This is a genomic window from Desemzia sp. FAM 23989 (genome assembly GCF_045528345.1).
Taxonomy (GTDB): Bacteria; Bacillota; Bacilli; order Lactobacillales; family Carnobacteriaceae; genus Desemzia.
Map to the genome: position 1 here is coordinate 38,575 of NZ_JBGQQT010000004.1, position 25,885 is coordinate 64,459.

Below are 25,885 nucleotides of genomic sequence, written 5' to 3' on the forward strand. Positions count from 1 at the left end.
GTGACCCACATTATGCGGATATTTATCGGTATTGAATTAAGTTGTCCTGTCAAAGAAAAGTTGTTCGAATTGCAGCAGCAGATTCGTCCATATGTTGTCAAAGGCCATTTCACTTCTCTAATGAACTTCCATTTGACGCTGCAGTTCATTGGAGAAACACCCCATAGCGATATCTTAAGGTCAATTGTTTCGTCTGTAGCAGGAGATTCAAAACCTTTTGACCTTTCCTTGGATCATCTAGGCCAATTTCTCAAAAAGAATAAATCCATCTTATGGGCTGGTCCTGATTCTGATCAACAGTTAAATGAATTGTACGAAAAACTCCATCAACATTTTTTACACCACCATTTAGAGATGGAAAAGAGGTCATATGCTCCTCACGTTACATTTGGCAGGAATATCGTACTCCTTGATTCTTTTGAGCAAATGAGACAAGAATTGAATTGGAAAGCTGTTCCTGTAACGATCGACAACATCACTTTATTTGAAAGTACTCGTATCCATGACCAGTTGGTCTATCGTCCAATTGCAAGATATCAAATAGGTCTCTAGGTGCGGGTGCGAAAAGACAGAAAAGAGGGGAGAATCATTTGTTAGAAAACATCCAACATTTTTTTTCAGAATATCAACCAAAAGCATTACACGTCAAAAGAGAATATGCTGTCCTGATCCCGATCATCATGGTGAAAGGATTTCCGCATATCTTATATGAGGTCCGCAGTCAGCATATTTCTCAACCAGGAGATACGTCTTTTCCAGGAGGTAAAGTAGAACTAGGAGAAAGCTATCAAGAGGCTGCCGTACGAGAAACGATAGAAGAATTGCAGATCCCAGGTGAATCCATCCAAGTTATCGGAGAAATGGATTATATCGTCCAAAACAATTCTATTATCCATTCTTTTATAGGAGAAATTAAAGGGATCGATATCAAAGACATCGTTTGGAACGAAGAAGTGGCTGAAGTGTATACAGTTCCACTACGGTACTTCATGAAAAATGAGCCTGATTACTATTCGGTGGACATGATGATGAATTACCCTAAAGATTTCCCTTATGATCGTATTCCAAATGGGAAAAACTACAAATTCCGTCATGCGCGAAATCAGATTGCTTTTTACAATTTGGATGATCATTACTTATGGGGGTTCACCGCTTCATTGACACAACGATTGATCAGTTTAGTGAAAGAACACCATTTACTAGACAACTAAAGACACAAAAAAGTGAGGCGCACGATGCAGCCTCACTTTTTTTGTGTCTTCAGTTGATTAAAAAGGACCATATTGAATAGCGTTTGCGATCAATAAGAAAATCAGTCCGATAGTCAGCCAGATTCCCATCAATTTACCGATAAATTTCAACCAAGTATCATAAGAAACTTTAGCAATCGATAATTGTGCCATTAATACACCAGATGTCGGAATGATTGAATCCATAAAGCCATCTCCGAATTGGAAGGCCAGTACAGCCGTTTGTCTAGTGATACCAAGAGTATCAGCTAACGGAATCATAACTGGCATTGTAGCAGCTGCTTGTCCGCTGCCTGAAGGAATGAAGAAGTTAACGACGATTTGTGTAAGGTACATCCCCACAACAGCTAATGAGTCTGGTAACGAACTGATTACATTAGACAAACCATTGATTAACGTATCAATGATCAACCCATTTTCCATGACCACTAAAATAGAGCGAGCAACACCAACAACTAGGCCGGCAAAGACCATTTCTTTTGCTCCCACAACAAAAGACTCCGCAATTTCACTGGGTCTCATTCTGGAGATGAAACCCGTTAAAATTCCCATTCCTAAGAAGACTGAACCAATCTCTACAATAAACCAGCCATATTGGAATACACCGTAACCGATGATGGCAAATCCGCCGACAAATACAAGCAACGTTGCTAAATGGCGCTTAGTGAATGGAGGAAGGTCGTCGAAATTGATGGTCCCTTCCGTCACATGAGTGCCTTTTTTACGGTTGTACAACAAACTATTTTCTGGATTTTTTTTCACTTTTTCTGCATAACGCATCAAGTAAGCAGAAGTAACGATCCACAAGATCGCTAAAATAATTAACCGGAAACCGACTCCCGAGAATAAAGGCAATTCGGCAATTTCCTGAGCGACTCCGACAGAAAACGGGTTCATAAAACCAGCGAAGAAACCAATGGCTGCTCCCAGTGAAATCATCCCCAAACCAACTAAGGCATCGTACCCTAATGCTAAAGCAAGTGCGACTCCAATGGGAATAAATACAATCGTTTCTTCAGAAAGCCCCATTGTAGATCCTAAAATACCAAACACTAAAATCAAAATAGGGATGACCCATTTTTCTTTTCCTTGTAATTTTTTAACCAGCAAGCTGATCCCCGAACTGATCATTCCTGAATCGGTAATCAGTTGAAAAGCACCACCTACAATAAATAAGAAAAAGATAATGTCAGCTGTCTCTGTCATTCCCGTTGGAATAGACTTTAATACATCAAATAAACCTTGTGGGTTAGAATCCACTACTGTATAGGAATTCGGAATAACAACTGTCCGTCCATTCACCTCAGTTCGTTCAAATTGCCCTGCAGGCAACACATTCGTTAGAATCGCCATCACAATTGTAAAAGCTATCAGCGTTACAAATGTGTGAGGGATTCTAGACCTTTTTTGTTTCTCCATGGTAAATCCTCCTAATCATTTCTTGAAACGAAATACTACTAAATAAAATGTATTCCCTTGAGTACAGAAGCAGAGTAAGCTCTTAAAAAACGCAAAAAGACTATGAGCAAAAGGGCCCATAGTCTTTTCCGTTATACTATACCTTCTGCCCGCAATATGAAGAGCTCTCCTAAAAACAAATTTGGGCAATTTGTTCAGGCAGTGTTACGCTTATTTAGCGTAACCCCAGTACATCTGCACTTCGGCGATAATTCCTTTCAGAAAACCCTACTCTTAATTACCGCAGCCTCTACATCACATTGAATAATATTCAGTTTCTTAACCGCTACAAACTATACAGGATTCACTTTATAATTGCAATATTTTAGGGGAAATTCTAAGAAAAAGGGCATTTTTTAATTCAATGCAAAAAATTATTTGAATAAAATCTCACTATTTTGAAAAGATTAGTGTAGACTAAGAATAAATGAATAGGAGGCGTGAAAGGTGTTTTCATTATTTATTCTCATGCTTGAAAGAGGCGGTCTAATTATTATTCTGGCTTATTTGCTGATCAATATTCCTTATTTTAAAAATATTTTGACAAATCGCTCTCGGATGAGTTCGAAGCTCAAATTAATTGTGATGTTTAGTGTATTTGCTTTTATTTCTAATTACACGGGTGTGGAGATCAATCAAGACGAAATGATCGTCAATCAATTTGTCACACAATTATCTGCAAATTCTGCTCTAGCTAATACACGTGTATTAACGATTGGTGTATCTGGATTGATCGGCGGCTCATCCGTCGGTATTATTGTCGGTCTTGTTTCAGCTGTCGTCCGCTTCTTCCAAGGTGGAGGCGATGTTCACATTTATATCTTGTCTTCAGTACTGATTGGATTGTTTTCCGGTTATTTCGGTAGCCGATCCATCCAAAAGAACACTTACCCAACTGCTTATGAAGGCTTGGTGTTAGGATTTATGATGGAACTGATCCAAATGGGGTGTATTTTCTTATTGGGAAGCGATTACGCCGAATCGTGGAGCTTGATTCGGTTCATTGCTTTGCCCATGATGCTGACGAACAGTATCGGTACAGGTATTTTTCTCTCCATTATTGAAACGACTCTTCACCAAGAAGAACAGACAAAAGCCGTCCAGACTCATGATGTGCTGCAGCTGGCAAATCAAACGATGCCTTACTTTCGTTCCGGATTGAATGAAGAATCGTGTGAAAAAGCTGCTCGAACGATCCAACAATTTATGAAAGTGGACGCTGTGAGCATTACCAATCAAGAAAGGATTTTGGCCCATGTAGGAGCAGCTAGCGACCATCACATTCCTTCTCTTGAGATATTGACCGACTTGTCGAAAAAAGTTTTGCATACCGGAAAGGTCAGTGAAGCCCATTCTCAAGAAGAGATCGGGTGCAATCATATGGGCTGTCCATTAGAAGCAGCAATCGTGATCCCGTTAAAATCCAAACAGAAAACCATCGGGACCTTAAAAATGTACTTTACAGATAAAACACAACTTACCTTTGTCGAGCGTCAATTGGCAGAGGGATTAGGCAATATTTTCTCCCAACAAATCGAATTGGGAGAAGTTGAATGGCAAAGCAAATTATTGCAAGATGCTGAGATCAAATCGCTTCAATCACAAGTCAATCCGCATTTTTTCTTTAACACGATCAATACTATATCCGCGTTGATCCGTATAGACAGCGAAAAAGCCCGCTCGCTGCTGCTTCAGTTGAGTCAATTTTTCCGTTCTAATTTAACGGGAGCTCGAACCAATTTGATTCCTTTGACGAAAGAACTGCAACAAGTAGAAGCCTTCCAACGCTTAGAAGAAGCCCGCTTTCCTGAGCGCTATCAACTAGAGGTCCATTACGATAATGGATTGGAACAAGTCTTGCTGCCGCCTTTTTTGATTCAAGTATTAGTAGAAAACGCCTATCGACATGCTTTTAAAGGGCGAAAAAAAGGAAATCAAGTGACAGTGGACATTCGCAACCAAGAAGAGGCTATTCAAATCAGTGTGCAAGACAATGGAGTGGGCATCGATCCAGAGGTTTTGGACAAATTAGGCAACGAAATCGTATCTTCAAATAAAGGTTCGGGTTCAGCCATCGAGAATCTGAATAAGCGATTGATCAGTTTATTTGGAGAAAATGCTCACTTACGTTTTGATTCTACTGAGACTGGGACGACTGTATCTTGTATTATACGTCGAAATGACTTAGAGGAGGAAAAGAATGCATACCTTAATCGTTGATGATGAGCCTTTAGCCAGAAATGAGCTGGCTTATTTATTAAAACCGCTTCCTGAAATCTCGTCTATCAAAGAAGCGGATTCTATAGAAGAAGCGATCAGTGTTTTGATCGATCAGCGGATTGACTTGATATTTTTGGACATCCATTTAACAGAAGAGAGCGGATTGACGTTAGCTAATAAATTAAACCTGCTTCAACATCCGCCGATCATTATTTTTGCGACGGCTTATGATGAATATGCCTTGCAAGCCTTTGAGTTGAATGCGAGGGATTATGTTCTTAAACCTTTTTCATTGGACCGGATCCAAAAAGCCGTCCAAAAAGCGCATCAAAGTTTTTTAGCAACTACTGCTCAAATTTCATCTAATACTCCAGAAGCAGCAAGAGAAGATACGATACCTGTCCAGATAGAAGAACGGATCATCTTAGTGAAAGTTCAATTGATCATCGCGATCAGTATCAACAACAGGGAATTAAATCTTCATACAGAAGAAGGAACCTATACTCTACATGGAACATTGAATGCCTGGGAAGAAAAGTTATCTTCTGATTCATCTTTTATCCGAGTACATCGTTCGTTTATTGTAAATCAATCGAAAATAAAAGAGATCCAACCTTGGTTTAACCATACGTATCAATTGACAATGGAGAATCAGTTAAATGTTCCCGTAAGTCGTTCGTATATGAAACCCTTTAAGGAAAAAATCGGATTATAAATATGAAATTCAGAACTGCAGGCGTGCATCTCAGCCTGCAGTTCTGTCATTTCAGTAAAAAACAGACCAATTTCCGTAAAATACAAGTAAAATAATCTTGTAAATTGAAAGGGTATTCATAAAAGGAGGAGAACAAATGGTTACGTTAATTGGCGGGATCATCTTATTAGTTTTAGGGTATTTTACGTATGGGAAATACATTGAGAAAAATTTCTCGATCGATCCGGATCGTAAAACACCCGCAGAGGTGCTAAAAGACGGGTATGACTTTGTACCGATGTCAAAAGGGAAAAACGCTATTATTGAATTATTGAACATCGCAGGAACCGGACCGATATTTGGACCGATCATGGGAGCATTATACGGACCCGTAGCTTATATCTGGATCATTGTGGGGTGTATTTTTGCAGGAGCTGTACATGATTATATGTTAGGGATGATCTCTCTAAGAAATAACGGGGCTCATTTGCCGGAATTGGCCAGCAAATACTTAGGTAAACCCGTTAAACATGTGGTCAATATTTTTACTATGTTGTTATTGATGCTGGTAGGGACCGTTTTTGTCACTTCGCCAGCCAACTTGATTGATAGCATCACACCAAGCTGGCTAGGTCTAAGTGTGATTGTTATACTGATCTTCGTCTATTACATTATTTCAACTGTCTTACCGATCGATAAAGCCTTAGGGAAAGTTTATCCTTGGTTTGGAGCTATTTTGATCATCAGTACAATCGCGATTGGAATCAGCTTATTGTTTAGCGGTTATTCCATTCCAAATCTGACTCCAAGTACCTTACAAAACTTCCATCCAGGCGGTTTAGCTATTTTTCCAGCTATTTTCTTTACGATCTCATGCGGAGCATTATCTGGTTTCCATGCTACACAAGCTCCTATGGTTTCTAGAACCAGCACAAATGAAAGAGAAGGGCGCTTTACGTTTTACGGAATGATGATTGCTGAAGGAGTCATTGCTATGATCTGGGCAGCAGCCTCTATGAGTTTATTTGACGGTCAGACTTTGAGCCAAATGATTGATGCCGGTACAGCTTCACTAGTCGTTAATGAAGTGTCTATTATGCTGCTTGGAAATCTCTTTGGGACCATTGCGATCATTGGTGTTATCGTATTACCGATATCATCCGGTCTGTCAGCATTTAGAAGTTTGCGTACGATATTAGCTGATTACCTCAATATTAAACAAGATACCATTAAAAAAATATTGATGGTCACTATCCCGTTGTATCTCATTTCTTTTATCTTGACAAATGTCGATTTTAATATGTTGTGGAGATACTTTAACTGGGCAAACCAAGTGACAGCTGTTATTTCCTTATTGGTTTCTACACGTTATTTATATTTAAAAGGAAAAAATTATTTTGTCACCTTGGTGCCAGGAACTTTTATGTTATATGCAGTAGTCGTTTATATCTTAAGCGAACCGATTGGATTCCGAATGGGGCTGACTACTATGACTTTCATTGTTGCTTTAGTGGTCTCTATAGGAATTTTAGTGTTATTCTGGACCTCAGGTAAAAAACAAAAAGTTACTGTTGATCCAGATGGAGAACTGATCAATGATCAATTGCCCATTGGAACGTTTTCTTCAGAAAGTGTTTAACGAGTAAAAAGAGAAGGACTGTAAAAGAAGTTAGAGGACTAAGACCTTTAACTTCTTTTTTTCTGCCTTTACTGTTACCATCATTGTAGTATCATCAATTGATAAATCGATTAATTAATTTATTCACTAACTTTCGGGTGTATGTGATAAAATGTTGCTAAAATATTCTAAAAATGGTAAAATAAAATTGTGAAACGATGAACTATATAAAAATGAAAATTTAGAGGAGTGTTGAACATGCAAAAAGAAATGACTGCTTTACAATTGTTTTTCCGTAACGGAGATATTTTAGTTGTCAATCGTGAAGTGATTGGGGATTTATGGATCAAACAGGTAACGACTTCTTATGGCAGAATCAACGGCAGTGATTTTCAAGAAATTCATCCTTGTCAGTCGTTTAAAATTGAATTGTTGCCGGAAGCTGACCGTGTAGATGCTGAAAATATCAACTATGGCGGCTTGGAATCAGGAATGTTTGAACGCATTAAAAAATACTCAGACATTGAAACAATGGATATTTTGTATATAGATCCAACCGATACGTCTTCAGAGGTCATTCAGTCAGAACGCATTTATTTCCCTTACGAAGCACAAGATCCAGATGGCTTAGACAACAAACATCAGTCAACGCAAATGGGTGCAGACGGTCACTTGTATGTCTTAATCGATCCCGAAAAAACAGTCACAGAAGTTTTCTCCCAACTCCCTTAAAACTAAAAAACTTTGCTCAAGAACAAAAACTGTTCTTGAGTTTTTTTGCTCTCTGTCATAAGATTCAACTTAAAGGGCATCTTAGCAAATGATGCCTTTTAAGTTGAATCTTATGATATAATCAATTAAAGAGGTGAACAGATGACAAAACAATTGGAAAAAAATCCGTATGCAGCCATCATAGGCGACATCAAAGACTCCCGCAATATTGCCGACCGAAAAGAAGTTCAAGAAAAGTTTCGGTCTACTTTGCAACATATCAATCAGAAATATGCGGATGACATTGCTTCTCAGTTTATGATTACTTTAGGAGACAGCTTTCAAGGCCTGCTAAAAAACAAACAGACGATTATGAGTATTGTTTTTGAAATTGAATTGGCCATGTCTCCTATTGAATTGCGCTTCGGCATCGGTCTTGGAGACATCAGCACCACGATCCAACGAGAAAATTCAATGGAGATGGACGGTCCAGCTTATCATCGGGCACGGCAAATGATTGAAACGATCGAAGCCAATGAAAATAAATATACCCGAAGTGAAACCAACATGATGATTTGTTCTGGTACTGATTCTTTACAAACAGATCAATTGTTGAATACTATTCTATCTCTGGCCACAGCTTTAAAATCAAAGTGGTCAGATCGTCAAAAAGAAGTGATGTATACTTATTTCACACATAGTGAGAATCAATATAAAACAGCTGAAGCATTAGGTATTGGTCAATCCAGCGTCAACAAAGCGCTGAATACAGCAAAATATTATACTTATAAAACAGCATTGACGGATACCAGTCTGTTTCTAAGCCAAAATACTCGGGAGGATGATTAGTTGAATCAGGAAGTTTTGTTAACTTTATTTATTGGACATGTTCTGGGCGACTTTTACTTTCAATCATCTACGTTGGCCAGAGACAAAGAATATTCAGGTAAAAAATTATGGCTACATTGTTTAGGATATTTGATCACTATGGTAGGCGTAACGCTTCCGTTTTTTGGATGGTCTTTAGTTAAAATCGCCTTATGGGTCTCCACGCTGCATTTTTTGATTGATGGATCGAAATTTTTGGCTCATCGCAAATATCCAATTGAAAAAGGTAAAGATACATTCGTTTATCTGATAGACCAAGGCTTACATATTCTGGTCTTGTTGACGGTCGGTGTCTATCTTAGCCTTTCTTCCATAACGATCCTTCCTTTTTCAGTAGTAGAGTCTGTAATAGCAGAGCTAGGGTGGACCTTGGAAAGTCTGTTGTCTTGGGTGTTGATTCTATTAGTCTTGATGCAGCCATGCATTACCACCATTAAGAAAGTATTGAATTACTACCGGCCGACGAGTGAAGAGCATGTGGATGAAGGTATCCCTAATGCTGGTGCACTGATAGGGGTTTTTGAACGGGTCTTTATCCTATTGATGTTGTATGCCAACCAGTTTACTGCTATAGGATTTGTTTTGACCGCGAAGTCGATTGCACGATACAATAAAATTTCAGAGAATCCTCAATTTGCCGAGTATTATTTATTGGGAACGTTATTGAGTACCTTATTGATCATCATCAGCTATTTTTTCATTTTCTAAAGATGTGCATATTAATGAATCATTATCTAAGATTCGCTTTTTAGCGAATCTTTTTTAGTTAGATAGGATAAAATACTGAGCAAGAAAAATTTAAATGGTATACTATTCATACAGAACAAAAACACCTATTGTGGGAAAAGGAGAATTTTATGGCATTCAAAAAAATCGATACACAAGAGTTACCGGATATTCAGTCTGTAGGAACAATTTATGAACATGCAGAAACAGGAGCAAAAGTTCTTTATTTAGCCAATGACGATCCCAACAAGGCTTTTACAATCGGATTCAAAACACCTCCATACAACGATAACGGAATTGCGCACATTATCGAACATTCCGTATTGAATGGATCTAAAAAATACCCTTCAAAAGAACCGTTTGTTGAGTTGATAAAGGGGTCACTAAATACATTTGTCAATGCCATGACTTTTTCAGATAAGACAATCTATCCAGTGGCATCGACCAACCAAAAAGATTACATGCATTTAATAAGCGTTTACTTAGATGCGGTCTTTAAACCAAACTTTTACGAAAATGCACAAATATTAGCGCAAGAAGGTTGGCATTACCATTTAGAAGCTGCTGATGATGAGTTGATCTATAAAGGTGTGGTGTACAATGAAATGAAAGGAGCGACTGCTTCTCCGGAAAGACAAGTACAGCATCATTTAACGCGACAATTGTATCCAAACAGTGTATACCGTCATGAATCTGGTGGAGACCCCAAAGCGATACCTAGTTTGACACAAGAGGAATTTACCGCTTTCCATCAACAGTATTATCATCCCAGCAATTCTCTTACCGTGTTATACGGAGACATTGATGAAATAGAGGTCTTTGGTGCACTGGAAGAGTATTTCAGTGGGTTAGAGAAACAAACAAAAGCCGTTGATTTGTCTTTTGAAGTGACTGTTCCTGATGAAGCTGTATTTAAAGCTACTTATTCTATAACGGCAGGAGATGATCCTGAAGGAAAAGATTATCTGGCTTTAGGGTGGCATGTGGCTGAACCGAGTGATGTATTGGATATGTATGGATTAGAGGTAGTAGAAGAGATTTTATTGGGCAGTAATCAATCGCCATTAAAAAAAGCGTTATTAGATGCGGATATTGGTGGAGACATTGTAGGCGGATTAGCCGATTTTGGTTATCCGACAGCATTTATGATCACGGCTAAGTATTCAGATACTGCTAAAATGAATCAGTTCAAACAAGTAGTACAAGAAACATTAGAGTCACTGACAACTGAAGGAATTGATGTAGAGCTGATTGATGCGGCATTAAACAAAATTGCCTTTCAGACTAAAGAAGCGGCTATTTCAGAAGACAGCCCGCGCGGTGTTATTTACGCTATCAACGCCTATCGTTCGTGGTTATATGATAAGAGCCCTTATGTGAACTTACAATTTTCAGACTATTTGAAAGAATTGGGAGAATTAGCCGGCAAAGGGTATTTTGAACAATTGATCAAAGATAAATTGTTGAACAATCCGTTAAAGACAGCGGTAATGTTAGAAGCTGAGCCTGGGAAGAGTGATCGATTAGAAGTAGAAGCTCATGCACAGTTGCAAGCGTATAAAGAAGAGTTGTCGGATGAAGAAGTTGCTGCTCTCATTGAACAGACTCAAGCGTTGATTGAACGTCAAGAAACACCAGATAAACCGGAAGAGTTGGCTAAAATTCCAACGTTGATGAAGGAAGATCTCAGTACACATGTAGAAAAATATCCACTGACGGAAACGTCCTTTGACAAAGAAACCCGTTTTTATCATGCGGAACAATTTACCTCAGGGATCGATTATGTGAGTTTGTATATCGATTTGAAGGATGTTTCTGCTGATGAATATCGATGGTTGAGTTTAGTGAGCCATTTGGTAGGTAAACTAGCGACTAAAACATACAATGCAGCAACATTGCAACGTCAAATAGACTTGCATACAGGTGGTATTTACGGAACTATCGCGGTATTTGAAGATCAAACAGGAGAATTAAAGCCTTACTTTATTTTGCGTGGAAAAGCGTTAGAGTCATCCCTGGAAGAGCTGGTCTTATTGATGCAAGAGATCATGTGCCATACGCAGACTGAAGATAACGGCGAAATATTAAAAACTACACAGCAATTGATTTCTCAATTTGAACGCCGGATCAATTCCAGTTCTCACGTATTGGCAGCAAACCGTGCGTTGAGTCAACTAAAACCATCAGCTAAATTAAATGAATTGACCAGTGGAATAGACCAATTTCAGTTCTTAAAAGAGATTCGTGCTGATTTGCAATCGGATAAAGCGAAAGATGTAAAAGAACGCATCACTCAAACCTTTAGTCGCCTGCTGAATAAAAATCGGTTGAATATTCTATATGTCGGGGAACAAGACCGCGAAAACCTAGTTAAAGAAAAAATGCAAACAGCTTTCTCTGGGCTGCCAAGTGCTGAATTAGGTGAACCGGCAGTCATTACACCAGGGGCCAAACAAAATGAAGCCTATGTCACAGCTCAAGATGTGAACTATGTGGCTATAGCATCAAATGCTGGTGATGTATTGAATTACAGCGGTGCTGCAAAAGTTTTGGCTACGACGATTCGTTACAGTTATTTGTGGAATGAGATACGGGTGAAAGGCGGGGCATATGGATCGCTGTACAACCACCAAAGAAATGGTCAATTTGCCTTGAGTTCTTACCGTGATCCGAATATTCGTAAAACGATAGAGGCTTATAAAGGCCTGCCAGATTATGTAGCGCGAATAGACTTGTCTGACAGCGAGTTGTTGAAATACATTATCGGAACGATCAGCCCAATGGAACAACCGAAATCTGCTTTCACTAAAGGATTAACTGCCTTTAATCGCTTAAAATCGGGGGTTACTCGCGAAGAATTGATGCATTTGAAAGAAGCGATCTTAGAGGTTGACTCAAAAGCACTCGCAAGTCTTCACAAAGATGTAGCGAGCGTACTGGACGATAGCACGATGGTCGTAATCGGTAATAAAGCGCAAATTGAAACTGAAAATGACTTATTTGATAAAATGTATGAGCTGTATTAAACTGCTGAAAACATACACAATCACTCATAATGAGAAAAGCTAAGATGTATGGGTGAAAGGAGGACATAGAATGAACGTTATCACACCAAAAGAAGTAGCCTCGTTAATGGAAGACGAAAAAGAAGTATCTATCATAGATGTACGTGAAGCTGATGAAGTAGCTTCAGGAGCTATCCCAGGAATCAAACACATTCCTTTAGGAGAATTAGACGAACGCAAAGAAGAACTCGATAAAACAAAAGAACACATTCTTGTTTGCCGGTCTGGAAAACGTAGTGCCGCAGCTTGTAATCAATTAGCAGCTGAAGGGTACACGGTTAAAAATATGACTGGCGGAATGAACGAGTGGGGCGGAAGAGTAGAATAGAAGAGGGTTTTAAAAGGTCCGTGAAGCAGAGTGCTGAATCAACTATTCAGTACGCTTTTTCTATTTAAAAGCGTGCATGTACAATAAATCTCGCTTAAAAATGCAGCAATATTAAAAAGAATAAAATGTATGTGTAAAATAGTTCTCGAGAGCCAATAATTTTACTGGAAAAAAGAAAGAAGGCACTTTATCATAAATGTATGCTTTGCAGGGCAAATACATAAATGAAAGAGGCCTTCTTATGGATAAGATTATATCAAAGGTTTATCAAATAATAAAGGATTCAAGCAACTTAATAGAAACAGAAGAAGCGATTCAAGGCTATATGTATGATGTGTTCGCTCAGTTAATGGGTCAGATTTTGTCGAACTTCAACGAAGTGATCAAAGAGGAAAAACAACGTGAAGGTTGGAAAGTAAAACGAGCAGATTGGAAAACGGTTCAATTTATTTTCGGTCCCGTTCGGTACCGTCGTACCCTAATGGTAGACACTAATGATCAGAACCATTATCCACTAGATGAATGGTTTGGCATTCGAAAATATCAACGCCATAGCCCACTAGTAGAAGTAAAAGTGGCAGAGTTAGCAAGTAAAGCTACTTATCGAGATACCGCAGCTATTCTAAACGAATGGACGGCCGTTACGCTGAATCATCAAACAGTCGGCAGCCTTCTTAAACGCGTTGGAGCAGCACAATCACGCGAGGATGAAGAAAATGTATTGGAACTAGAAGAAGCCACGGAGTTGCCCGAAGGAAAAAAGGTGGACTATTTTTACGCCGAAGCGGATGGGGTTTTTGTACGTGGGACAGAAAAGAAAAAAAGCTTAGAAGTTCGTCATGCCATCCTTTACGAAGGCTGGGAGAAAAACGGAAAGCGCGTCTCTTTAAAAGAACCCAAAGCCATCATGACGACTAAAAAAACCGCTGGTTTTTGGGCAGAAGTCCAAGCTTTTACAGCGAATCATTATGCCTTACAGCAAGCTCAAATCATTACCAATAGTGACGGTGGACAAGGGTATACCGCAGACAAATTCCAAGAAGCTTTTTCTCAATCGAACTACCCTGTTTTAAATCAACTAGACTCTTATCATGTCTTTCAAGGCTTAAACCGCGCGTTTGGATCGCAAAATAACGTTTTTAAACAGCCTATCCGTCAAGCATTAAAAACGCATGATTTAGATGAATTAACTATTTGGTTGGATACGTATGAAAGTACATTAGACGAGACACCGGCAGTGGAAAAATTGAATACGTTTAGAACATACGTATTACGGAATTGGGATCGGATTTTCGACTGGCGTGAAAAAGCAGAACAAGTGCCGAAGGACGCAAGAGGTTTAGGCGCAATGGAGTCGAATCAACGGCATATTTCTTTTCGAATGAAAAAACGTGGGATGCATTGGAGCGCAGAAGGCTGTGAAGCTATGGTAAAAGTAAAACAAGGCATGTTCAATCACACCTTACGCGAAGCCTATCTTCATCAGCAAAATAGAAGTACCCGGCAACAACGCAAGTTGAAACAAACGGTTCGTTTATCGTCGTTATTGCATGAGAAAATACGGCAATCAGTTGGTGCAAAGAATGGGACGATTCCATTATATGCCTCTCATTCATCGGCAATAGGACAATTAATCAAAAGTTTTCGTTAATTCCTGTCTTTTGGGAGAAGGTTCCTGGTTTTAGGAACGTTCTTTCAAAAGATGGGCCAGCAAGCGGCGGAGCCGTGCGGTAGCTGACAAGTGTACAAAAGTAGAGTGCCTAAACTAGCACAGTAATGGGACGCCCGAGAAAAACTTGACACATACTTCTTACCAACGATGACACATACTTCTTACCAACACTATTTGACAAAGAACCTTCTTTATTCTATAATTTAGTTGATTAACACATATGGACATAAGGAAAATAAGCTTTTGTTTTTATCCCATTAGGAAGGAGGCCTGAGTATTTTGAATGTTCCTTAATGGTTAATAAGTTACTAACTCTTTGCGTAATCACGAACAATTTGTCATAAGAATAATTATAGAGAAGTAAAATTAGAACGAACAGTAATTATCTATAATAAAAGGAGAATGAAAATGATTTTGCCAATTTTTAAATTGCTTTCTTGGATTGTTTTTCCTTTCTTTGCTTATTTTGTTTTAAAAAGATTATCTGAGATTCGAGATATATTAATTAAAATGTATGAGAAAAATGAAGGAAATGAAAATCATCTTTAAAAAAGTGATAACTTTTATTTTGGGGTGCTTTTTTTATGTTGAGAAGAGAGAATTACTACGTACTTTCTTTCTACTTAATAAACCAAGATAAATGTACCAATAGTAAACAAGTTTCCACGATTAACTCAAATTATACCAATGACATCTATTAAGAATTCATAACTAATAAACTTTAGTAAAGAATCATGCTCTTCTTTATAAATAAATTATGCTTTTCAAAATCATTGCACTCGGAAATGAAAGCGTGTTCAAAAAAGGAAGAGCCCTTAGTTCAATATTAATTATTCCTACTCGCTAATTATGCCTCCCAGACTTTTATAAGAATTTATTAGATTTTAATAGTGTGATTACTTCATAAAAGCTTTCTCCTAAAGAGATGAACCTCATTATTATGAGAGTCATACAAAAATGCTAGTGGTCGTTAAAAAAAACTAATGAAAAAGGAGATATCAGTAATGAAAACAAAGTTAAAGTTAATTATTATTTCATTTTTTTCTATAGTCACGATGAGTCTCACGCCAATACCAGTCATGGGCGCAGAGATTGATTCTCCAGAACTGTCTCAAGAATTAGTGGGGACAGAAGAATTCGATATTAGAGACGACTTTTATTCAGAAGTTATCGAAACAGAAAAAGGAACATTAACCATTACAGTTGAAGATACAGAAGATCAATTAATAGCCCCTTTTGCTACGTGGCCAAATGGATCGTATAGCAAAAAAGTCAGTGCTAACTTTACGGGTACGCAAGGAGCAAGCTGGTTTGGAACAATGACTGCAACATTTAGAGTAAACCTTAGTCCCTATAATGCTAATATTCTTGGGGTATCAAATGGAGAATTTAATGCATCGGTAATTAGTCCAACTGGAGAAAAGTATTATGAAGTACTTACTCCACATGTAACCGGAAATAGTCGGTACGCTGAAGCAAGATACCGTGAAAAATATAATATTGCGGGGTTTGGCCAACATGATATGTGCTTGTATCTTCAATTAAGAGGAGATGGACATGCTAGAGCATTCATGCGAGGGATTTGGTAATTAATCCAATAAAGCCTCATATTCGTTAGTTGTCATAATCAATTTAGAAAATTACAAAGTAATATATGAATTTCATTCTATAGAAGGTTCATCATCTCTTAAGGAGAGACTTTTTTATGTATTAAATAATCGCAATCACTTTAATGAAACAAACATAGTAAGCTATATGTTCATCACTTGTAAATTGATGAATTGTCATAAAAATCTATCGTATTATCTAGAAAGAAATTTTGGTAAATACTTTTGCGTCTTTATCCCTAATCTCTTTGAAGAATAATAAGTATATAACTTCTTTTTAGCCTATACCATTAAGAAGTGATTAGTGATTCGAACAAGCGTTTCATTCAGTGCTCTACTTAACAACTCTGGCTACCAAGGGAACGGAATTTTGTACTTAATTTCACTAGTGTTGCATTAAAATTTTATTGTTTCCATGGCATAAGAAAACCTCGAGCTCACGCTCGAGGTTTTCTTATGTAACCGCTTTATCTTTTGGGTTATTGGGTCTATCTGAAGGAGAAGTAAAGGCTGCCTCAAATCCTATCGAAAACGTCAACACTCATACTTTGATACACTTAATCCTGTTGCACCACAAGTAGTATTTAATTATGGACATACTTACGTTGCAACAAGTAACCCATGGCCTATGGCTCGGGTAATTTCAAAATAATAACTAATAAGTTTCATCAATAAAAAGAGAGTTGGTTGGTTTATGAGAAAGCCACATATTGCTTTTATTTTATTATTCTTTCTATTACTTCAACATTTCACTTCAATTTTTATTCTTAGATATCAAGTGCTATTCGAAGCAGAAAAAGCAGAACATGAAGAAATTGTCTTTCAGTCGTGGAACGCAGCAACAAGTGGAAATAGAATTATTTCCGAGTTGGATAATTGGTATAACGAAGAGGAATTCTCCATGCTTTTCTTTCCATATTTTGATGACCGTATAGGAGTGTATGGTAAATTAGAAGCTGATTATCTTGTTGATGAAAAAATATCAGATGAGGCTCTGCAACAATTTAATCGAGGATTTGAAGAGGGCGTACCAAGCGTATTGGTAGAGAAAAACTCTGATTGGGTTTACCGTATTAATAATGAAAACAGTACACTAACTATTAATAATGAAGTATTTAATGTTGTTGGCCTTTTTGAAACGACTATAGAAGATTCTTCGCAGCAAGTTGATTCAGAAGTCAATCTCATTCACACGTTTACTCCATTAAATCTGTCAGCTGGTGAATACGAAGTATATGGAGTGGATCAAGAAAGTATTGGTCCACTATTTAGTGAATTTGTGGCGCAAGGGAATGAAATTGCAATAAATGCTGAACTAGATAAACAATCTAGTTTATTTTTCAATCTTATAAACGATAGCTTCTTACAGCCAATGTTAATCATCTTAGGTATTGCTTTTTTCAATTTATTTATTATTCTATTTCACTAGTGTTGCATAAAACTATATCCTTACCGAATTTCAGTATTGTTAATTAAATCACAAGACGTTTTCGTTTAATATTAAAAAAAAGTCAAATGCTGGCACAGAGGCTGCTGAAAAACTAGCAGTCTAAAATTATCATGTACAAACACAAAAAAATAATCAGTGATTTCTGAATTTTTACGTAAACGTAAACAGTTATCACTGATTATTTTTGTCTATTTTCTTCATTTTTTCTTGTTTTTTCTTCTTTCAGCTTTATAATTCGCTTCATATTCACTACAAAGAGCGTGGTGGCCCCTTGTAATTTCATGCCAAATAAACCGGTTAAATGCGCTTTTTTATAACCGTGTCTATTTTTTAATTCATTATTTTTTGCCTCTATTTTATATCTGTTTTTTGAACGTTCTTTAAAATAGTCGCTTTCTTCAAAGGCTAATTGTTGTGTATGTTCTCTATTTTTTATAGTGACAGAGTATGTTTTTGTTTTAGTGTTGTTATAGCAAGTATCTTTTAATGGGCATTGTTTACATTTTTCGACATCAAAGATAAAAAAACACTTTAATTATTCTACAAAATATATCAATTCCATAAAAGGAGAAATGAACAACCAAATAAATAAATTGGAGTTTAAATCAATTCAAAATCTCATTAAAATTTCTAATGAGAAAAATGTATCAGATCAAACGCGGTTTTCTAAGCAAATTCATAAGTTTCCATAACGCGAAACCTAAATGTACGTTGACTTGGAATCGAAACTATAGTTATATTAAATTATATTTTGTTTGTCCTTTGAGAATTAAATAGTTTACAAGTTTATAGTTCTTGTTAAAAAAACTTAGTCGGTCGGCTTCCCATTGCAAAATGCATAGATCAGCCTACGGACTATTGCTAATAGAAATTAGCTGCTACGCTGTGATAAGTATATCGTCAAGTTGCAACTTGATAAGATCAGCTATGCTCATGCAATGACATTATCAAAAAAAAATTGATAACGGAGCGCGAGTGTGAGACGCCATGATTTTTAATTAAGAATAAATTAATTAGAAGAGCGGATGAAGAGAGCTTTTATATTGAATGGGATTGATTTGTTTCTTATTTTTTTAGTTTACATAATATATATTATACAAAGTAGTTGACAGAGATAATAACTGGTTAAAACTTAAAAATTATCCTCTTTTATCCTGTTTTCTTTCTCTTGAGCTGTTTTTTGATTCCAACTTAAGAAAATTTTTTTTCTTTCTTTATTATAGTTCGATTCACTTGTTGACTGAACTTTATCTCACTGATTGTTTTTGTTTGAGTTCTTAGAAATTTATCTTTCAACTCATTACATGTTGTAACTATTTACTTCAAATAGTTATGATTTCATTTTGCTGTACTAAAAACTCTTTTAATCCATATATTAGTTTCTCAGCACGTTTCTAAGCTCATTTCAGTTTAGTTTGCTGCCGTCTGTCCGTAAATGTTTTTTAACGACAAACATCCTGATGACTGATTTTTTATCAGCCTTCAGGATGTTTGATTGCTTTACAGCTTATTTAGTTAAAGCTTCTGTTAATTGTGGAACCACTTGTTTCTTACGTGATACGACACCTTTTAAGACTGCTTTGTTGTTTTCTAGTTTTACGTTAAAGGCTTCTTCAACAGCTGCAATCGGATTACCGATAGCCAAAACCACTGAATCACTATCTAAGATATTTGTGACAACTAAAATAAATAAATCATAACCGTTATCTAAATTGGCTTGTTGGATAGCTTCTTCTAATTGAGCTTGTTTAGAAAAGACATCTTCTACATCAACCACATTGATTTGTGCAATACGGACGTTTTTGTCGCCCATTGGGAAACTTTTTGCATCCATATCAATCAATTCTTCAGCCTTTTTGTCGCTCATGTTTGTTCCAGCTTTCAACATGTCTAAACCATATACATCTAAATCGACTTCAGCAATAGCTGCAAGTTCTTTTGCTGCTGCCTCATCTTCAGCTGTAGACGTTGGTGATTTAAACAATAATGTATCTGAAACAATGGCTGACAACATTAAACCAGCGATGTTTTTAGGAATGGTTACGCTGTTTTCTTTAAAGATTTTCAATACAATCGTTGCTGTACAACCAACTGGTTCTGCACGGTAGTACAAAGGATTTGCTGTATCAATATTTGCGATACGGTGATGGTCTACAACAGATGCGATTTCAACGTCTTGAATATCTGAAACACTTTGTTGTGCTTCATTATGATCCACTAAGTAAACCGTGTCGGTTTCATTTGCTGCTGTTTCAATGACGCGTGGTGCTTTCATACCAAAGTATTTTAATGCGTATGCAGTCTCTTCCCCTATTTCTCCTAAAGCTACCGCTTCTGTATCTTTTCCTAATTCATTTTGCAAGTAAGAAAATGAGATAGCTGATGCAATAGCATCTGTATCTGGGTTTTGATGTCCAAAAACTAAAATTTTGCTCATTTGTCATGACACTCCTTTATTTTGATTCACATCTTTTATAGTAGAACAAATTAGCTTTTTAGTCTAGAGGCATAGTCTTTTTCTTCTAAAAATTTGTCAAAATAGGTGAAAAATTGATTCACACGATCGAGTGTTCTTTTCTCTTTTTGATACACAAATGCCAGTGTATATGTAATAGGTGGATCAAATGGCAGCATCTGTTGATCGTTTTCTAAAGGATGAGCATCAATATACGATTTAGGTAATGCAGAGAGAGAATTGGTTTTTTGACTAAATAACTGTAGTTGTCTTGGCGTTGAAAAATAGCCCGAAACTAAAGGCAAATCAAGATTATGTTGGACAAATTTAAACCTTAAAATATCATTGACATAAAAATTCCGTGGATAAAAAACCCATTTATGATTAGTCGTTTCGTTTAAACGAACGGAGACACGATCTTTTAACTCAGCACTCTGATGCAGTAGAAATAATTCTTCAGCTACTATGATTTTGGATGAATAATGAGTCCAATTTTTTATCGTGTCTTCCGGCAAACACAAAATAGCGAAATCGATTTGATTCTTTTCTAATTGGTGCCAGATTTCTTCTCTGGACAACAAATACAACGATACTTTGCAAGTAGGAAAGGTTCCATAATAAGACGCTATAAAGTCCATAAAGACTCCATCTTCTATCGATGACAGTAAACCTATTTTTAAGTGGCCGTTTTTTTCATTTTCTAAGTATTCTATGTCTTCAATGGCGTTTTTAAAGGTCGTTTGAACCGATTGTGTGGCTCTGACCATAACTCGCCCAGCATCCGTTAACCGCATCTCTCTGCCTTTGAAATAAAATAAAGGAACACCTAATGCTCTTTCAAATTTTTTGATTCTTTGCGTTAAAGCGGGTTGTGAGATACCCAACTTTTGTGCAGCATATGTATAGTTCATGGTTTCAGTTAATTGAATAAAATAATCCAATGTTTTTCCTGAAAACACACTCTGGTCTTTTAAATTCATTCTGATTCCCTTCCTCTTTAACCTTTCCCCTACCTTCATCATAAGCAAACAACTAAAAAAGAGCAATCTTAAATTGCTCTTTTAATAGAATATTTATTCACTTATTGAACAAATTGGTACAATTTATAATCTTCGATATGCAATAATCGATTGGCGTTATCGATTCTGTCTTGTGTAGGCGGCTCAATCCCTTGCAATTTATAAGGAATGTTCAACGCTGCATATTTATAAAGTCCTAGTTTATGGTAAGGGAGAATCTCCACTTTCACGACATTTTTCAGTTTTTTTATAAATTGGTCTAGTCGAATAAGATCTTCGTCAAAGTCCGAACGTTCCGGAACCAATACATGTCTGATCCACACAGGTTTCCCTATATCAGATAAATAACGTGCCATATTTAGGATATTTTCGTTAGAATGCATCGTTAACTGCTTGTGCTTTTCTGCATCAATGTGCTTAATATCAAACAATAACAAGTCTGTATAGGACATCAATTCCTCAAAACGACTAAAAAAAGGTTCATCCCGTGTAAAGGGCTGGCCACAAGTATCCAATGTCGTATGGACCCCTTCTGCTTTGGCTTTTTTGAAATACTCAATCAAAAAATCAATATGCAGCAAGGGTTCACCTCCACTAACCGTAATTCCGCCTTTTTTACCCCAATAATCACGATACTGTAACGCTTCATCCAGTAATTCATCAGCCGTATAAGGCGTACCTCCTCCCATATTCCAAGTATCCGGATTATGACAAAACTCGCATCTCATACGGCACCCTTGCATAAACGTAACAAAACGTATACCAGGACCATCAACTGAACCAAAACTTTCTGTCGAATGCACATATCCGATGACAGGTTCATTACTCATTGTATTTGACTCCTTTTTGTAAAAGGGCTAAGAAGATATTCTTCCTAGCCCTTCCTTTTTACTTAAACTAGCTATGCTATGACAGCAACGGTCGCTTAATGATTTTCTGTCTTACATGCTGGCATGCATGGTGCGATTGATAACATCCATTTGTTGTTCGCGTGTTAATTTGATGAAGTTTACAGCGTATCCTGATACCCGGATCGTTAATTGAGGGTAGTTCTCAGGATGATCCATAGCATCAACCAACGTTTCACGATTAAAGACGTTTACGTTCAAATGATGTCCGCCTTTAGATACGTATCCGTCTAACATACTAGCTAAGTTTTCTTGTTGTACGTCATCTTCTTTACCTAATGCTTTTGGAATGATAGAGAATGTATTTGAGATACCGTCTAACGAATATTTGTACGGGATTTTAGCTACTGATGTCAAACTAGCCAATGCTCCATGAGTATCTCTGCCGTGCATTGGGTTAGCTCCTGGTGCAAAAGGTTCTCCTGAACGACGTCCATCAGGTGTATTGCCCGTCTTCTTACCGTACACGACATTTGAGGTAATGGTCAAAATAGAAGTCGTATGTGTAGCTCCACGATAAGCAGGATGTTTTTTTACTTTGCCCATGAACGTTTTTAATAACCAGATCCCGATTTCATCAGCGCGGTCGTCATTGTTTCCGTATTTAGGGTAATCGCCTTCGATTTCGTAATCCACTACTAAACCATCTTCATCACGAATGGTTTTAACTTTAGCGTATTTGATAGCAGATAATGAGTCTATGGCTACAGAAAATCCAGCAATACCCGTTGCCATTGTTCTAAGGATATCGCTATCATGCAACGCCATTTCGATGCGTTCATAAGAATATTTGTCGTGCATGTAATGAATGATGTTCAATGTATTCAAATACAGCCCTGCGATCCATTCCATCATTGTATCGTATTTTTCCATAACTTCATCATAATCCAAATATTCAGAAGCAATCGGTTGATACTTAGGTCCAATTTGTTGTTTAGATTTTTCATCTACCCCGCCATTAATCGCATACAATAACGTTTTAGCCAAGTTGGCGCGAGCTCCGAAGAATTGCATTTGTTTTCCGATACGCATAGCAGATACACAGCAAGCGATCCCGTAATCATCGCCCCATTCCACACGCATGATGTCGTCATTCTCATATTGAACAGCACTGGAAGCAATAGACACTTTGGCACAGAATTTTTTGAAATTCTCCGGCAACTGTTTAGACCATAGGATAGTCAAGTTTGGTTCTGGAGCTGGTCCCAGATTAGACAAAGTATGTAAGAACCGATAGCTGTTTTTAGTCACCATATGACGGCCATCAATCCCCACACCCGCGATAGCTTCCGTTACCCAAGTAGGATCACCTGAAAATAAGTCGTTATAATCCGGTGTACGAGAGAATTTTACTAAACGCAATTTCATCACAAAGTGATCTACGATTTCTTGCGCTTCTGCTTCAGTTAAAGTACCAGCTTTTAGATCACGCTCCATGTAAATATCTAAGAAAGTTGATGTACGTCCTAATGACATTGCAGCACCATTTTGTTCTTTGACGGCTGCTAAATAACCCAAGTACAACCATTGAAAAGCTTCTTTCGCTGTAGCAGCAGGTTGAGAGAGATCAAAACCATAGATATGTCCTAATTCTTTCAATTCGCCCAAAGCCCGAATCTGTTCATTGATCTCTTCACGGTCACGTATGATGTCATCACTCATTGTATCGTAACCCTTAGTGTCTAGATCTGCTTTCTTTTCTTTAATCAAATAATCTACGCCATATAGCGCTACACGACGATAATCCCCAATGATCCGTCCACGTCCATATGCATCTGGCAAACCAGTGATGACTCCGCTGCGACGAGCAGCACGAATCTCAGGTGTATAGGCATCAAAAACACCTTGGTTATGAGTTTTACGGTAATCACGAAAAATGTGAGAAACTTCTGGGTCTATTTCGTAGCCATAAGATTCTGCAGACTGTTCACTCATACGTATACCGCCAAATGGTTGTAAACTGCGTTTGAAAGGTTTTTCTGTTTGGAATCCCGCAATTTGTTCCAATTCTTTATTTAAGTAACCAGCAGCATGAGATGTAATGGTAGAAACAACTTTTGTATCCATATCCAATACTCCGCCTGCTTGTTGTTCTTGACGGTTTAAATCCATGACTTGATCCCAAAGGGCAGTAGTCGCTTCTGTTGCGCCCTCTAAAAATTCATCTGTGCCATCGTACGGATGATAATTTTGTTGGATAAAATCCCTTACATTTACTTCTTCTTTCCAAACCTTACCTTTAAACCCTTTCCATTGTTCCATTTCCTTACCTCCGTATATCTAATGTGAGTCGTTTTAGTCTAACAAACTTTTTTACACGCTCATTATATCACATAAATAAAAAATATCCAATTCTTATATAGAACTTTTTTAACAATAGCTTGTCTCCTCCCGCTGAGCCTTACTCATTTTATACTTTAAAATAAGCTTTTAAAATTTGTGAAAAAGGTATAAAAAATCAAAAATAGTCAAGTTTTTAAAATCACATAAAACTCTTTATCTACAAAAAAACCAGTATCATCGCTCAGGATGATACTGGAGAACCATTGCTTATCATTGCAGATAGTTATTTCCCTGCTTTTATAAGCGTTTTGTTTTGAATCAGAAAAATAGCCAGTATACTAATCAAAATACCAGTCCCTACCAAGATCCATTCTATTTTCAGCATATCGGCAAGTGGGCCGAACACAAGCATCCCTAATGGCATCATAGAAGTAGATATCATACTCATAATACCAAATACTCGCCCTAAATAATTTTCTGTCACTTTTTCCTGTAACATGACAGTCGCAGGTGTATTGAAAACAGGAAGTGCAACTCCAAATACACCAAACGAGAAAAGATAGTACCAAAAATTCGGCAGTACACCGAGAGCAATCGTACAAAGTCCCATTACCATACTGGCGGAAGCAATTGTAATAATTTTATTCTTAAACCCGCCCCAAACAGCAATGAGGGCTCCTCCTGCTATCATACCAATGGAAAACGCAATTTCAATCACCGATAACCGCCAAAGTTCTTCTCCATAGGTACGTGTTACTTGCAACGGAGTCAAAAATGAAGCTGGTGCAATCAACAAGAATAAGACAGACATGAAAAAGAAGAAAACTTTTAAATAGTCATGATGCTGGATATAGCTGATTCCTTGCATAAAATCAGTAAAATAGCTATTCATTTCCTCTGTTGCCGCTTTGTAGTGAGTTGGTACTTTTAAAATCAATAAGACAGCAATAGCTAATGCTGCGGTAACTACATCAATCATGAAAATCATTTCCATCGTCGCAATATCTAACAAAGCGGCACTAACTACTGGCGAAATAAACATGACCATCGCTTGGATAGTACCATTGATTCCATTAATTTTCGTTAGCATTTCTTCGGGAACAATCTGTGGTAAAATCGCACCGATTGCTGGCGTTTGAATTCCAGCACCAAAAGCGCGAATAGCGGCCATCAAGTAAAGCAACCAGATGGAACCAGACCCTAGAAAGAAAAGAATGGCAAGAATCAACGTCGCAAATGCAATCAACCCGTCTGATAACATGATGAGTACTTTTCGGTTATAGCGGTCTGCCCATACTCCTGCAACTAGGGACAATAGAAATGTTGGAATAAAACCACAAATAATATACAGTGTCATCATTGTTCCGGAGTCTGTTGTTAAGGTGACATGCCACAACATGGCATACTGAACAAGAGACGAACCAAACAATGTAATCGTTTGGCTGCTTAGAAAGAGAGTAATATTCCTTAACCAGTTCGTCGGATGCTGCTGTCGGTGTGCATTCATTTTTTCAACCCATTTCTCTTCTAAAC

At 37.4% G+C, this 25,885-nt stretch carries 20 protein-coding genes, 1 pseudogene and 1 riboswitch; of the genes and pseudogenes, 14 read left to right on the forward strand and 7 right to left on the reverse strand.

Annotated elements, in window-relative coordinates; genetic code table 11:
- Window positions 1–12 precede the first annotated feature (12 nt).
- Window positions 13–552 (forward strand): RNA 2',3'-cyclic phosphodiesterase, encoded by a 540-nt coding sequence (gene thpR / locus ACEN36_RS03770; RefSeq protein ID WP_407097090.1) that lies wholly within the window; start codon window positions 13–15, stop codon window positions 550–552.
- A 38-nt stretch (window positions 553–590) separates the two neighbouring features.
- Entirely contained in the window at window positions 591–1,211 is a 621-nt protein-coding gene (locus ACEN36_RS03775) for an NUDIX hydrolase (protein WP_407125982.1), read from the forward strand.
- A 57-nt stretch (window positions 1,212–1,268) separates the two neighbouring features.
- Here the strand turns inward: ACEN36_RS03775 and ACEN36_RS03780 are convergent, their stop codons facing one another.
- The gene (locus tag ACEN36_RS03780) at window positions 1,269–2,669 is read right to left on the reverse strand and encodes a YfcC family protein (protein WP_407125983.1); all 1,401 of its coding nucleotides are present in this window, start codon (window positions 2,667–2,669) and stop codon (window positions 1,269–1,271) included.
- Window positions 2,670–2,822: 153 nt separating this feature from the next.
- A riboswitch (Lysine riboswitch) is annotated at window positions 2,823–2,969 on the reverse strand.
- Window positions 2,970–3,155: 186 nt separating this feature from the next.
- Between ACEN36_RS03780 and ACEN36_RS03785 the strand changes: the two genes are divergently transcribed.
- The 12 genes from ACEN36_RS03785 (at window position 3,156) to ACEN36_RS03840 (ending at window position 17,666) form a co-directional block, all read left to right on the forward strand.
- The gene (locus tag ACEN36_RS03785) at window positions 3,156–4,928 is read left to right on the forward strand and encodes a LytS/YhcK type 5TM receptor domain-containing protein (protein WP_407097093.1); all 1,773 of its coding nucleotides are present in this window, start codon (window positions 3,156–3,158) and stop codon (window positions 4,926–4,928) included.
- Complete coding sequence (locus tag ACEN36_RS03790) at window positions 4,909–5,643, forward strand: LytTR family transcriptional regulator DNA-binding domain-containing protein (RefSeq protein ID WP_407125984.1); 735 nt, start codon at window positions 4,909–4,911, stop codon at window positions 5,641–5,643. Before ACEN36_RS03785 ends, ACEN36_RS03790 begins: the two co-directional genes overlap by 20 nt.
- A gap of 136 nt (window positions 5,644–5,779) precedes the next feature.
- Window positions 5,780–7,261, forward strand: coding sequence for a carbon starvation protein A (locus ACEN36_RS03795; protein ID WP_407097095.1), 1,482 nt, complete (start codon window positions 5,780–5,782; stop codon window positions 7,259–7,261).
- 237 nt (window positions 7,262–7,498) lie between these two features.
- Entirely contained in the window at window positions 7,499–7,972 is a 474-nt protein-coding gene (locus ACEN36_RS03800; RefSeq protein WP_407097096.1) for a hypothetical protein, read from the forward strand.
- Window positions 7,973–8,113: 141 nt separating this feature from the next.
- Complete coding sequence (locus ACEN36_RS03805; protein WP_407097097.1) at window positions 8,114–8,800, forward strand: SatD family protein; 687 nt, start codon at window positions 8,114–8,116, stop codon at window positions 8,798–8,800.
- Window positions 8,801–9,547 (forward strand): DUF3307 domain-containing protein, encoded by a 747-nt coding sequence (locus ACEN36_RS03810; protein WP_407097098.1) that lies wholly within the window; start codon window positions 8,801–8,803, stop codon window positions 9,545–9,547.
- A 149-nt stretch (window positions 9,548–9,696) separates the two neighbouring features.
- Window positions 9,697–12,591 (forward strand): insulinase family protein, encoded by a 2,895-nt coding sequence (locus ACEN36_RS03815; RefSeq protein ID WP_407125985.1) that lies wholly within the window; start codon window positions 9,697–9,699, stop codon window positions 12,589–12,591.
- 70 nt (window positions 12,592–12,661) lie between these two features.
- On the forward strand, window positions 12,662–12,958 hold the full coding sequence (locus ACEN36_RS03820) for a rhodanese-like domain-containing protein (RefSeq protein ID WP_407097100.1): 297 nt from the start codon (window positions 12,662–12,664) through the stop codon (window positions 12,956–12,958).
- Between the two features lie 241 nt (window positions 12,959–13,199).
- Window positions 13,200–14,609: an ISLre2 family transposase gene (locus tag ACEN36_RS03825; RefSeq protein WP_407125986.1), complete on the forward strand. Its 1,410-nt coding sequence runs from the start codon at window positions 13,200–13,202 to the stop codon at window positions 14,607–14,609.
- 429 nt (window positions 14,610–15,038) lie between these two features.
- Complete coding sequence (locus tag ACEN36_RS03830) at window positions 15,039–15,179, forward strand: hypothetical protein (protein WP_407097687.1); 141 nt, start codon at window positions 15,039–15,041, stop codon at window positions 15,177–15,179.
- Between the two features lie 455 nt (window positions 15,180–15,634).
- On the forward strand, window positions 15,635–16,219 hold the full coding sequence (locus ACEN36_RS03835; protein ID WP_407097686.1) for a hypothetical protein: 585 nt from the start codon (window positions 15,635–15,637) through the stop codon (window positions 16,217–16,219).
- 712 nt (window positions 16,220–16,931) lie between these two features.
- A complete protein-coding gene (locus ACEN36_RS03840) occupies window positions 16,932–17,666 on the forward strand; it encodes a hypothetical protein (RefSeq protein ID WP_407097685.1) in 735 nt (244 codons plus the stop codon).
- A 199-nt stretch (window positions 17,667–17,865) separates the two neighbouring features.
- Here ACEN36_RS03840 and ACEN36_RS03845 read toward each other — a convergent pair.
- From ACEN36_RS03845 to ACEN36_RS03870, 6 genes and pseudogenes are all read right to left on the reverse strand, one after another.
- A pseudogene (locus ACEN36_RS03845) lies at window positions 17,866–18,210 on the reverse strand (transposase); the annotation flags it as partial.
- 984 nt (window positions 18,211–19,194) lie between these two features.
- Complete coding sequence (locus ACEN36_RS03850; protein ID WP_407125987.1) at window positions 19,195–20,124, reverse strand: manganese-dependent inorganic pyrophosphatase; 930 nt, start codon at window positions 20,122–20,124, stop codon at window positions 19,195–19,197.
- Window positions 20,125–20,174: 50 nt separating this feature from the next.
- Complete coding sequence (locus tag ACEN36_RS03855; protein ID WP_407097683.1) at window positions 20,175–21,122, reverse strand: LysR substrate-binding domain-containing protein; 948 nt, start codon at window positions 21,120–21,122, stop codon at window positions 20,175–20,177.
- Window positions 21,123–21,223: 101 nt separating this feature from the next.
- The gene (gene pflA, locus ACEN36_RS03860; RefSeq protein ID WP_407097682.1) at window positions 21,224–21,991 is read right to left on the reverse strand and encodes a pyruvate formate-lyase-activating protein; all 768 of its coding nucleotides are present in this window, start codon (window positions 21,989–21,991) and stop codon (window positions 21,224–21,226) included.
- Window positions 21,992–22,102: 111 nt separating this feature from the next.
- Complete coding sequence (gene pflB, locus ACEN36_RS03865) at window positions 22,103–24,331, reverse strand: formate C-acetyltransferase (protein WP_407125988.1); 2,229 nt, start codon at window positions 24,329–24,331, stop codon at window positions 22,103–22,105.
- A gap of 304 nt (window positions 24,332–24,635) precedes the next feature.
- Complete coding sequence (locus tag ACEN36_RS03870) at window positions 24,636–25,859, reverse strand: MFS transporter (RefSeq protein WP_407125989.1); 1,224 nt, start codon at window positions 25,857–25,859, stop codon at window positions 24,636–24,638.
- Window positions 25,860–25,885 lie beyond the last annotated feature (26 nt).

Bases quoted from the DNA above. Each gene is read 5' to 3' on its own strand.
- thpR (WP_407097090.1), top strand. From the start codon at position 13: ATGCGGATATTTATCGGTATTGAATTAAGTTGTCCTGTCAAAGAAAAG.
- ACEN36_RS03780 (WP_407125983.1), bottom strand. From the start codon at position 2,669: ATGGAGAAACAAAAAAGGTCTAGAATCCCTCACACATTTGTAACGCTG.
- ACEN36_RS03790 (WP_407125984.1), top strand. From the start codon at position 4,909: ATGCATACCTTAATCGTTGATGATGAGCCTTTAGCCAGAAATGAGCTG.
- ACEN36_RS03795 (WP_407097095.1), top strand. From the start codon at position 5,780: ATGGTTACGTTAATTGGCGGGATCATCTTATTAGTTTTAGGGTATTTT.
- ACEN36_RS03800 (WP_407097096.1), top strand. From the start codon at position 7,499: ATGCAAAAAGAAATGACTGCTTTACAATTGTTTTTCCGTAACGGAGAT.
- ACEN36_RS03805 (WP_407097097.1), top strand. From the start codon at position 8,114: ATGACAAAACAATTGGAAAAAAATCCGTATGCAGCCATCATAGGCGAC.
- ACEN36_RS03815 (WP_407125985.1), top strand. From the start codon at position 9,697: ATGGCATTCAAAAAAATCGATACACAAGAGTTACCGGATATTCAGTCT.
- ACEN36_RS03820 (WP_407097100.1), top strand. From the start codon at position 12,662: ATGAACGTTATCACACCAAAAGAAGTAGCCTCGTTAATGGAAGACGAA.
- ACEN36_RS03825 (WP_407125986.1), top strand. From the start codon at position 13,200: ATGGATAAGATTATATCAAAGGTTTATCAAATAATAAAGGATTCAAGC.
- ACEN36_RS03830 (WP_407097687.1), top strand. From the start codon at position 15,039: ATGATTTTGCCAATTTTTAAATTGCTTTCTTGGATTGTTTTTCCTTTC.
- ACEN36_RS03835 (WP_407097686.1), top strand. From the start codon at position 15,635: ATGAAAACAAAGTTAAAGTTAATTATTATTTCATTTTTTTCTATAGTC.
- ACEN36_RS03840 (WP_407097685.1), top strand. From the start codon at position 16,932: ATGAGAAAGCCACATATTGCTTTTATTTTATTATTCTTTCTATTACTT.
- ACEN36_RS03850 (WP_407125987.1), bottom strand. From the start codon at position 20,124: ATGAGCAAAATTTTAGTTTTTGGACATCAAAACCCAGATACAGATGCT.
- ACEN36_RS03855 (WP_407097683.1), bottom strand. From the start codon at position 21,122: ATGAATTTAAAAGACCAGAGTGTGTTTTCAGGAAAAACATTGGATTAT.
- pflA (WP_407097682.1), bottom strand. From the start codon at position 21,991: ATGAGTAATGAACCTGTCATCGGATATGTGCATTCGACAGAAAGTTTT.
- pflB (WP_407125988.1), bottom strand. From the start codon at position 24,331: ATGGAACAATGGAAAGGGTTTAAAGGTAAGGTTTGGAAAGAAGAAGTA.
- ACEN36_RS03870 (WP_407125989.1), bottom strand. From the start codon at position 25,859: ATGAATGCACACCGACAGCAGCATCCGACGAACTGGTTAAGGAATATT.